The sequence below is a fragment of the Massilia sp. AB1 genome (assembly GCF_018119385.1).
Classification (GTDB): Bacteria; Pseudomonadota; Gammaproteobacteria; order Burkholderiales; family Burkholderiaceae_D; genus Telluria.
Genome location: NZ_JAGKSG010000083.1, coordinates 1 through 9,901 on the forward strand (window position 1 = coordinate 1; position 9,901 = coordinate 9,901).

Sequence of the window (9,901 nt, forward strand, 5' to 3'; positions counted from 1 at the left end):
GCCAGGCACGCGCCGCCGCACCCCAGCAGCCGGCCATGCGCCAGCAGCAACAGCAGCCCGCCGACGACGAGCCTCCATCCTGGGTGACCGAATTTTCCGACGACACCGCCGTCGCCGCCGAGGCGCCGGCCGTGGTCGCTCCGCCGCAGCCGGCGCGGGTCGCCGCGCCGTCCGCGCCGCCGCATCCCTACGTCGTCACGCCCGTGCCCGAGATCAATTGGGACGGCAACTGGCCCGCGCTGGCCGGCAGCCTGCCGCTGCGCGGCGTGGCCCAGCAGCTCGCCCTGCAGACCGAGCTGATCGGCTGCGTGGCGTCCGAGCACGCCGTGACCTTCCGCCTGCGCGTGCCGGTCGATACCCTGCGCGCCAGCGGCAATAGCGACAAGCTGGCCGCGGCCTTGCAGGAACATTTCCCGAATCTGCGTGTCACGGTCGATACCGAAATCGGCCCCGTGTGGTACACCGCCGGCGCCGAACAGCGTGCGGCGCGCGAGGAACGCCAGCGCCAGGCCGAAGCCACCGTGGGCGCCGATGCCTTCGTGCAGGAGATGGAGCGCACTTTCGGCGCCTTCATCGTGCCGGGCTCGGTCAAGCCGCCGGTCGCCTGAGCGACCGGCAAGGACGCACAAACCCATTTACCCATCCGGACAACTTGGAGAAACCACCATGATGAAAAACCAGCTCGCAGGCCTGATGAAGCAGGCGCAAGCCATGCAGGACAACATGAAGAAGGCGCAGGAGCAGCTGGCTCAGATCGAAGTCGAAGGCCAGTCGGGCGCCGGCCTGGTCAAGGTCGTGATGACCTGCAAGAACGACGTCAAGCGCGTCACCATCGACCCGTCGCTGCTGGGCGACGACCGCGACATGCTGGAAGACCTGGTCGCCGCGGCCTTCAACGACGCCGTGCGCAAGGCAGAAGCGACTTCCGCCGAGAAGATGAGCGGCCTGACCGCCGGCATGCCGCTGCCGCCTGGCTTCAAGATGCCGTTCTGACGCCAAGGCTGATGTTCGTCATTTCGCTCAGCTATACCGCGCCGCTCGAGCACATCGACGCGCACCTGGCCGCCCACCGGGACTACCTCGCCGCGCAGTATGCGGCGGGCCATTTCCTGATGTCCGGGCCAAAGGTGCCGCGCGAGGGCGGCATCATCCTGGCCGACGCGCCCAGCCGCGCGGCGCTGGAAGCGGTGCTGGGCGAGGATCCGTTTCACAGGGCAGGGGTGGCGCGCTACGAGATCACCGAGTTCAAGCCCCTCATGACGGCGCCGGCGCTGAGCGCCTGGCGAGCCTGACATGTCCAAGTCCCTCGAATTCCTTACCGAATCCCTGCGCCGCCTCCCGGGCGTGGGCCCCAAGTCGGCCCAGCGCATGGCCTTCCACCTGCTGCAGCACGACCGTGAAGGCGCGGCCCAGCTGTCGCGCGCGCTCTACCAGGCGGTCGACACGGTGCACCACTGCGCCATGTGCAATACCTTCTCGGACACCGAGGTCTGCGACCTGTGCGCCGACGAGGCGCGCGACCACAGCCTGCTGTGCATCGTCGAAACCCCGGCCGACCAGCTGATGATCGAGCAGACCCTGACCTACAAGGGCCTGTACTTCGTGCTGATGGGCAGGCTGTCGCCGCTGGACGGCATCGGTCCCAAGGACCTGCACCTGGACAAGCTGGTCAACCGCGCAGCCGACGGCGTGGTCCAGGAAGTGGTGCTGGCCACCAATTTCACCAACGAGGGCGAAGCCACCGCCCATTACATCAGTGAAATGCTGAAGGCGCGCGGCCTGAAAGTCAGCCGCCTGGCGCGCGGCGTGCCCGTCGGCGGCGAGCTTGAGTACGTCGATGCCGGCACGATAGCGCGCGCCATGATCGACCGCCGCAGCGCATAATGGTTGTAACGACAACCCGGTAGCAGTCGGTTCAAGTCAGCACGGGTGCCTGTGCGTGCGCGCAAGCCCGATGTGCGGGCCGCTGCTATCGTAGGCTCTTTCAGCGGACCCGACATGCACCTCGTCGATATCACGATGTTCTATGCCGCGGAAGGCGGCGGCGTCAGCACTTACCTGAACGCGAAATCCCATTGGCTGGCCGAGCATGGGCTCATGCGCCACACCATTCTCAGCCCCAACGTGGACGATGGCGGCGACATCCCTTCGCTGGTGCGCGTGCCCGGCGTGCCGCTGCCCGGCATCAACGGCTATCGCATGCCGGTGTCGGTCGCGGCCCTGGCGCGCCGGCTCAAGGCCAGCGAGCCCGACCTGATCGAGGTCGGCGACGCCGGCCACAGCGCCTGGGCCGCCTTGCGCCTGCGCGAGCGGCATGGCGTGCCGGCCATCGCCTTCTACCATTCCGACCTGCCGCGCCTGGTGGAGAACCGCTTCGGCCAGGCCGCGCGCCAGGCCACCTGCAAATACCTGGCCCACCTGTACCGCGAGTTCGACCTGGTGCTCGCGCCCAGCCGGCTGATGGTCGGGCAGCTCGAGGCGATGGGCGTCAAGGGGGCGCTGCACCAGCCGCTGGGCATCGCCAGCGACGTGTTCCGGCCCGACCGGCGCGATCCCGGCCTGCGCGCCGAGCTCGGCATTGCGCCGGATGCGCGCCTGCTCGTCTACGCGGGCCGCTTTACGCCGGAGAAAAAGCTCCCGCTCCTGATCGAGGCCGTGCGCAAGCTGGGCGCGCCTTACCACCTGCTCATGGTGGGCGGCGGCGAAGAGCCGCCGCGCGGCGAGCGCATCAGCGTGCTGCCGTTCCAGCGCGACCAGCGCGACCTGGCGCGCCTGCTGGCCAGCTGCGACCTGCTGGTGCACCCGGGCGATTGCGAGACCTTCGGCCTGATCGTGCTGGAAGCGATGGCTTGCGGCCTGCCGGTGGTGGCCACGAGCGGCGGCGGGGTGGCCGAGCTGGTGGACGAGCGTTCCGGCATCCTGGCGCAGCCGAACTGCGCCGACAGCCTGGCCGGCGCCATCGAGGCGATCTACGAACGCGACATGGCCGCGCTGGGCGAGCACGCCCGCCACAAGACGCGCGAATATTTCGACTGGAACCAGATCTTTCCGCAGATCCTGCGCCGCTACCACAGCCTGCTGGGCGCGGGCCAGGCGGCGCAGCCGGCGCTGGAGCGCATCTGTGTTACCGACTGAGGCCGCGCTCTGCGTGTCCATCCACGACGTGGCCCCGTCCACGTGGGACGAGTGCCGGCGCCTGGCCGAAGCGATCCGCGAGGTCGCCGACATCCCGCTGACCTGGCTGGTGGTGCCGGCCTACCACCGCGGCGGGGGCGAGGAGCGACGTATGCGCGCCGGGCTGGACGCGGCGCTGGCGCGCGGCGACGAACTGACCCTGCATGGCTACACCCACCTCGATACCAGCCCGCGCGGCGAGGGCTGGCGCGACCGCTTCCTGCGCGGCGCCTACAGCCGCGAAGGCGAGTTCGCCGCGCTGACTGCGGAGGAAGCGGAGCGCCGCATCCGCCTTGGACTCGACTGGTTCGCGGCCCAGGGCTGGCCGGTGAGCGGCTTCGTGCCGCCGGCCTGGCTGATGGGCGAGGATGCCTGGCGCGCGCTGCGCCGTTTCCCATTCGCGTACACGACGACCTTTACCCGCTTCCATCTGTTGCAGGGCGAAGAGGGAAGCGAGGCTGGGAAGCTTGGCGGCTTGCCGGAAGAAAGCAGGGCGCCGGCATGCCGGTCGACGTATTCGCCCTCGCTGGTCTACGCCGCGCGTAACCGCAGCGGCCGTCTTTTATCACCGGTCATGGCCGACCTGACGTCCGCCTTGCTGTCCCGGGCGCCGCTGATTCGCCTGAGCCTGCATCCGCCGGATGTGCGCTATCCCCGCCTGCTGCGTCATGCGCAGCGGACGGTCGAGCGGCTGCTGGCGCGCCGCACGCCGATGACCAAGGCGGCGTTCGCGCGGCTGCTCACCAGTACGGTCCCCAATAGCCCGCACCACGCCAGCGCGGTCCCCAGCCTCCGTAATACGATGGAGTATTGCCAAGGCGGCGGAGCTCGTCCTTCGTGCTGAGCTGCAGCACGCAGTTGCGCCAGGCGTCGCTTTCGGCCGTATAGCCGAGCCGGACACAGGCTGGTCCGTAGATGGTGATCATCTGCGCCATGTCGGCCTGCATGCGGGCCGCGCGTTCTTCGGGTGAGGTGGCGCACGCCGACAGCAGCGGCACAAGGCAGGCCAGGGCGGCTGCCGAAACAGGAATACGCAATGAGGTACGCATGGGTCCTCCCTTCGCGCCGTGGATGGCGCCAGGACAGAATAGCATAGGGGCGGTGGAGGCCGTTGTACGGAGGCGGGTCAAATGTGCGCGGAGGTTTTAGTAAGGAGTGATGGTCGTGGTCTGCGGGCAAACTTGGGTTCCGGCCTCCGCCGGAACCCAAGTTGACCTTCCGCCCGCGCTGCATTTTCAGAACGACCGTACTCCCACCAGGCGCTTTTTCTGGCAAGATACGCCCCCTAAAAACAAGGAGGAGACACATGCGCAAGCGTGGATGGAAAACCTGGACCCTGCGGACGCTGGCCGCGGTGCTGGGTTTATTGCTGCTGGCCGTGCTCGGCGCCTGGCTGTACCTACGTGGCAGCCTGGCCCAGCTCGACGGCGAGCGCACGGCGCCTGGCCTGACTGCCGAGGTGACCGTGGCGCGCGACCGCGACGGCGTGCCCGTGATTCAGGGGAGCAGCCGCGGCGACGTCGCCTATGCGACCGGCTTCGTGCACGCCCAGGAACGCTACTTCCAGATGGATCTGCTGCGCCGCACCGCGGCCGGCGAGCTGGCCGAGCTGTTCGGCCCGCGCGCGTTGCCGCTCGACCGTGACCATCGCCTGCACCGCTTCCGCGCCCGCGCGGAAAGCGCCCTGGCGCGCCTGAACGGGCCGGAACGCGACCTGCTCGACCGCTACGTCGCCGGCGTCAACGACGGCCTGAAGGCCCTGCGCGCCAAGCCCTTCGAATACGCCCTGACCGGCAGCGCGCCGCGTCCGTGGACGGCCCAGGATTCGCTGCTGGTCGCGTGGGCGATGTACATCGACCTGCAGAACAACCTGGCCCCGCGCGAGCTGGCGCGCGGCTGGATGCGCGAGCACAGCGACGCCGCCCAGCTGGCCTTCCTGCTGCCCGACGCCAGCGCCATCGACGCTACCCTCGATGCCCCCGCTACTCCCGCTTCGGCGCCCGCGCTGGCGCCGATCCCTTCCCACGCCCCGGACTGGTGGGGACCGGCCTCGAAAGTCCCGGTCCAGCTGGCCGCCGCCGATTTCACCGATTCGGTCGGCAGCAACAACTACGCGGTGGCGGGCAGCCGCACCAGCAGCGGCGCGGCCATCGTCTCGGACGACATGCACCTGGGCCTGCAGTTGCCAAACATCTGGTTCCGCGTCGTGCTGCGCTTCCCCGACGCCAGCGCCGCCGGCGGCCAGCGCCGCGTGGTCGGCGTGACCCTGCCGGGCGCGCCGCCTTCGGTGATCGTCGGCAGCAACGGCCAGGTGGCCTGGAGCTTCACCAACAGCTACGCCGACCTGCTCGACCTGGTCGAACTGGGCAAGGACGCCGCAAAAGGCGCTCAGGTGCGCACCCCGAACGGCTGGGAAACCCCGCGCGAGCACGTCGAGCTGATCGCGGTGAAGGGCGCGCCCGCCGAACGCTTCGTGGTGCGCGACACTTCGCTCGGCCCGATCCGCACGGTGGACGGCCGCGACTACGCGGTGCACTGGATCGCCCACGATCCCCAGGCGGTGAACCTGAATCACCTGAAGCTGGAAGGCGCGCGCAGCGTCGACGAGGCGCTGGCGATCGCCGCCATCGACGGCATCCCCGCCCAGAACTTCGTGGCTGGCGATGCGCGCGGCAATATCGGCTGGACCATCGCCGGCGTGCTGCCGCGCCGTACCACGCCGCCGCCCGTCGCCACCTTCCCGCTCGACCCGGACGGCCATGCGCCGACCTGGAACGGCCTGCTGCCGGCGGCGGACTATCCGCGCGTGCTCAATCCGCGCGAGGGGCAGATCACCACCGCCAACAGCCGCCAGCTGATGGGTGCGGGATCGGAGCGCATCGGCGACGGCGGCTTTGACCTGGGCATGCGCAATCGCCAGCTGCACGACGGCCTGCTGGCGCTGGGCGCCAAGATGGACGTGCGCCAGGCCTTCGGCGCGGCGCTCGACGACCGCGCGCTGTTCATCGCCGACTGGCGCCGGCGCGCCCTGGCGGCGCTGGATGCGAGCGCGCTGAGCGGCAAGCCGCAGCGCGCCGAGTTCCGCCGCCTGCTGGAAACCAGCTGGGACGGCCGCGCCAGCGTCGATTCGGTCGGCTACCGGCTGGCGCGCGACTACATGTGGGCGCTGCACGAGCTGCTCTACGGCCAGGCCATGGCCGCGATCAAGGAGCGCGATCCCAAGGCCACCGCCGCCATGGCCGGCAGCCGCTGGCCGCTGGTGGTGGCGCGCCTGCTGGACGAGCAGCCGGCCGGCTGGCTGCCTACCGGCTATCCGACCTGGCAAGCCTTGCAGCTCGCGGCGGTGGACCGCGTGATCGCGGCCATCGAGGAAGAGGGCAAGATCCTGGCGCAAGCCAGCTGGGGCGAGCGCAACACGGCCAATGTGGCGCATCCGATCAGCATGGCCGTGCCCGCGCTGCGCTTCCTGCTGGCCGCGCCGGGCGACCGCCTGCCGGGCGACGCCCACATGCCGCGCGTGGCGGGGCCGAAGTTCGGCCAGTCGGAACGCTTGACGGTGTCGCCGGGACGGGAAGAAGAAGGCCTGTACAACATGCCGGGCGGCCAGAGCGGCCATCCGCTGTCGCCGTACTTCCTGGCCGGGCACGCCGCCTGGGCCGAAGGCAGGCCGCTGCCGCTGCTGCCGGGGACGGCCCAGCACACGCTGCGCCTGGTCCCCTGAGCTTTACCTGGCGGGCAGCGCCAGGGTGACGCTGCCCAGCATGTCGGTAATCGCCTCGGCGCTCGACGGGCGGCCGAGGAAGTAGCCCTGCACCATGTCGCAGCCGTATTCCTCGAGCAGCAGCAGCTGCTCGCCGGTCTCGACACCTTCCGCCACCACCACCATCTTGAGTCCGTGCGCCATCGCGATGATGGCGCGCGTGATGGCCGCGTTTTCCGAATCCTGGGGCAGGCCGCAGATGAAGCTGCGGTCGATCTTCAAGGCGCGCACGTCGAAGCGCTTGAGATAGTTCATCGACGAGTAGCCGGTGCCGAAGTCGTCGATCGACAGGTAGACGCCGATGCCGCGCAGCTGCTCCAGGGTGGCCAGCGTGGCGCGGGCGTCGTCCATTAGGGTGCCTTCGGTCAGCTCCAGTTCCAGCAGGCGCGGGTCCAGCCCGGTCTCGTGCAGGGCCGAGAGCACCATCTGCGACAGGTTCTCGTCCTTGAACTGCTTGGCCGACAGGTTGACCGCCATGCGCATCGTGCGCCCGGTCAGGCGCTGCCAGGCGCGCGCCTGGCGGCAGGCGGTGCGCAGCACCCATTCGCCGATCGGCACGATCAGGCCGGTCTCCTCGGCGAGCGGAATGAACTCGGTGGGCGGCACCAGCCCGCGCTCGGGATGGCGCCAGCGCACCAAGGCCTCGACGCCGACGATCTCGGCGCTCGCTACGTCCCGCTGCGGCTGGTAGAGCAGGTACAGCTCGTCGTTCTGCAGCGCCTTGCGCAGGCCGACTTCCAGCTTCACGTGACTCATGATCTGCATGGTCAGCGAAGAGCTGTACAGCTTGGCGTTGTTCTTGCCGCAGTTCTTGGCGTGGTACATCGCGGTGTCGGCGTATTTGAGCAGCGAGCCGCAATCGTCGCCGTCTTCCGGGAACAGCGAGATGCCGATGCTGGCGGTCACGAAAATCTCGTTGCCCTCGATGAGGAAGGGCCGGCGCATCGCCTCCTTCACCCGGTGCGCCACGTTCAGCGCGTGCTCGACCCGTTCCAGATCCGGGATCAGGATCGTGAACTCGTCGCCGCCCAGGCGCGCCAGGTTGGTGCTGTTCTCGCCCCGCGAATCTCCCCTCGATACCAGGTCGCTGGGGCGCGTCGTGTCGCGCAGGCGCTCCGACACCATCTTGAGCAGGGCGTCGCCCGCGTTGTGGCCGAGCGTGTCGTTGATGCGCTTGAAGGCGTCCAGGTCCATGAACAGCACCGCGAACTTCTTGTTGCCGATCTTGGAGCGCTGCAGCTCGCGCTCCAGCGTCTCCAGGAAGGCCTGGCGGTTCGGAATGCCGGTCAGGCTGTCGCAATAGGCCAGGCGCCGGATCTGCTCTTCGGCGCGCTTGCGTTCACTGATGTCGCGCACCAGGCCCAGCACCTGCGAGGGACTGGTCGCCACCAGGCGCGCCTCGAAGTGCTGCACTTCGCCGCAGTCGGTGGTTTCGTACTCGACCGAACGCACCTGCTGGGTGGCCAGCACGGTCTTCATCTGCTCCAGCATGCGGTGCGCGATATCGGCCGGCAGCACGTCGCTGACATGGCGCCCCACCACGTTGCGGTCGATGCTCGCCGCCTGCGCGACGCGCCCGCGCCCATTGCGTTCCTGTCGCAGACGCGCATGTCCCGGCTCATAATCGAGGTAGAAGCCGTCCGCGTTCATGCGGAAGAAGGTGTCGGGAATGGCCGCCAGCACGGCGCGGTTGTGGGCGTCGGCGATGCGCAGGCGCGCGATGGCGTCGCTGGCGCGCAGCACGTACAGCACGCGGTGGCCGAGGATGGGCCAGTTGATCGGCTTGGAGACGAAGTCGGTGGCGCCGGCCTCGTAGGCATGGGTGACCGCCTCGACGTCGTCGCCGCCGGTTACCATCACGATGGGTATGCCGACGCCGTCCCCGGTTTTGGCAGCCTCGGCGGCCCGGATCGCGGTGCAGGCCGCGAAGCCGTCCATGCGCGGCATGTCGACGTCCATCAGGATCAGGTCCGGATGGCGCGAGGCGGCCAGTTCGACCGCTTCCAGGCCGTCCGCCGCTTCGATGGCGTCGAGCCCGACCTGGGCCAGCATCTCGAGCATCAGGAGACGCATCACCGGATCGTCGTCGGCGACCAGGACCGTCCCGCGCTGGGGTGGAGAAGAGGCTGGCATGCTAGGTTTCCTTTTCTAGGAGGGCATTGAGCGATTCGCGCACCGACAGGAATTCGCTTTCCATGTCGGCGAAGAGGGGGGCACCGCCATCGACCTTGCCGGCGCGCCCGATCTGTTCCAGGTCGCGGCACAGCGCGGCCAGGCGCGCGGCGCCGATATTGGCGCTGGCCGACTTGAGGCTGTGGGCGATGCGGCGCAGGCCTTCCGGGTCGCCACCGGCGAGCGACTGGCGCAGCGCCGCCATGTGGCGCGGGGTATCGGTGACATAGGCCGCCACCACCTTCTGCACCAGCGCGTCGCCGCCTTCGAGGCTGAGCGCGCGAATGTTGTCCAGCGCGGCCAGGTTGACGGGATCATGGCGCGGCGCCGGCGCCGGCGCTGCCGGTACACCGGGCGGATCGTCGTGATGGCGTGAAGCGCTCAGCGGCAGCGACACCCAGCGCCCGATCACGCCGGCCAGCTGCTGCTGGGTGAAAGGCTTGGACAGGTAATCGTCCATGCCGGCCGCCAGGCAGGCCTCGCGGTCGCCCTGGAGCGCATTGGCGGTGATGGCGATGACGGGCAGGGTGCGCGCGCGGCCCGCTTCGCGCTCGTAGCGGCGGATCGCCGAGGTGGCGGCGAAGCCGTCCATCACCGGCATCTGGCAATCCATCAGCACCGCATCCCAGCCGCCTTCGCGTACGCACCTCAAGGCATCTTCGCCATTGCGCGCGCAGTGGGCTTCCAGCCCCAGGCTTTCGAGCATGGCCTTGGCAACTTCGACATTGACCGGATTGTCCTCGGCCAGCAGCACGCGCCGCGCGCGCCGTCCCGATGGCTGGCGTCCGGGCGGCA

8 protein-coding genes and 1 pseudogene are annotated in these 9,901 nt (G+C 69.3%); 7 read left to right on the forward strand and 2 right to left on the reverse strand.

Annotation, left to right across the window (positions count from 1 at the left end; all coding sequences use genetic code 11):
• The 7 genes and pseudogenes from J8847_RS23540 to J8847_RS23570 form a co-directional block, all read left to right on the forward strand.
• Nucleotides 1-608, forward strand: a pseudogene (locus J8847_RS23540) (DNA polymerase III subunit gamma/tau); the annotation flags it as partial.
• A gap of 58 nt (nt 609-666) precedes the next feature.
• The gene (locus tag J8847_RS23545; protein ID WP_027866165.1) at nt 667-993 is read left to right on the forward strand and encodes a YbaB/EbfC family nucleoid-associated protein; all 327 of its coding nucleotides are present in this window, start codon (nt 667-669) and stop codon (nt 991-993) included.
• An 11-nt stretch (nt 994-1,004) separates the two neighbouring features.
• Entirely contained in the window at nt 1,005-1,292 is a 288-nt protein-coding gene (locus J8847_RS23550) for a YciI family protein (RefSeq protein ID WP_211527117.1), read from the forward strand.
• Nucleotide 1,293: 1 nt separating this feature from the next.
• A complete protein-coding gene (recR, locus tag J8847_RS23555; RefSeq protein WP_211527118.1) occupies nt 1,294-1,884 on the forward strand; it encodes a recombination mediator RecR in 591 nt (196 codons plus the stop codon).
• A gap of 114 nt (nt 1,885-1,998) precedes the next feature.
• A complete protein-coding gene (locus tag J8847_RS23560; RefSeq protein ID WP_211527119.1) occupies nt 1,999-3,135 on the forward strand; it encodes a glycosyltransferase family 1 protein in 1,137 nt (378 codons plus the stop codon).
• Nucleotides 3,122-4,018 (forward strand): polysaccharide deacetylase family protein, encoded by an 897-nt coding sequence (locus J8847_RS23565; protein WP_211527120.1) that lies wholly within the window; start codon nt 3,122-3,124, stop codon nt 4,016-4,018. The genes J8847_RS23560 and J8847_RS23565 overlap by 14 nt, the downstream gene beginning before the upstream one ends.
• A 462-nt stretch (nt 4,019-4,480) precedes the next feature.
• A complete protein-coding gene (locus tag J8847_RS23570) occupies nt 4,481-6,895 on the forward strand; it encodes a penicillin acylase family protein (RefSeq protein ID WP_211527121.1) in 2,415 nt (804 codons plus the stop codon).
• 3 nt (nt 6,896-6,898) lie between these two features.
• Here J8847_RS23570 and J8847_RS23575 read toward each other — a convergent pair whose 3' ends face one another.
• Both J8847_RS23575 and J8847_RS23580 read right to left on the reverse strand, forming a co-directional pair.
• The gene (locus J8847_RS23575) at nt 6,899-9,067 is read right to left on the reverse strand and encodes a bifunctional diguanylate cyclase/phosphodiesterase (protein ID WP_211527122.1); all 2,169 of its coding nucleotides are present in this window, start codon (nt 9,065-9,067) and stop codon (nt 6,899-6,901) included.
• A 1-nt stretch (nt 9,068) separates the two neighbouring features.
• On the reverse strand, nt 9,069-9,901 hold an 833-nt coding region (locus J8847_RS23580), incomplete at its 5' end, for a response regulator (RefSeq protein ID WP_211527123.1).

What these genes read in the sequence shown, in the direction of transcription:
- J8847_RS23545 (WP_027866165.1), top strand. Translation starts at nt 667, where the DNA reads ATGATGAAAAACCAGCTCGCAGGCCTGATGAAGCAGGCGCAAGCCATG.
- J8847_RS23570 (WP_211527121.1), top strand. Translation starts at nt 4,481, where the DNA reads ATGCGCAAGCGTGGATGGAAAACCTGGACCCTGCGGACGCTGGCCGCG.
- J8847_RS23575 (WP_211527122.1), bottom strand. Translation starts at nt 9,067, where the DNA reads ATGCCAGCCTCTTCTCCACCCCAGCGCGGGACGGTCCTGGTCGCCGAC.
- recR (WP_211527118.1), top strand. Translation starts at nt 1,294, where the DNA reads ATGTCCAAGTCCCTCGAATTCCTTACCGAATCCCTGCGCCGCCTCCCG.
- J8847_RS23550 (WP_211527117.1), top strand. Translation starts at nt 1,005, where the DNA reads ATGTTCGTCATTTCGCTCAGCTATACCGCGCCGCTCGAGCACATCGAC.
- J8847_RS23560 (WP_211527119.1), top strand. Translation starts at nt 1,999, where the DNA reads ATGCACCTCGTCGATATCACGATGTTCTATGCCGCGGAAGGCGGCGGC.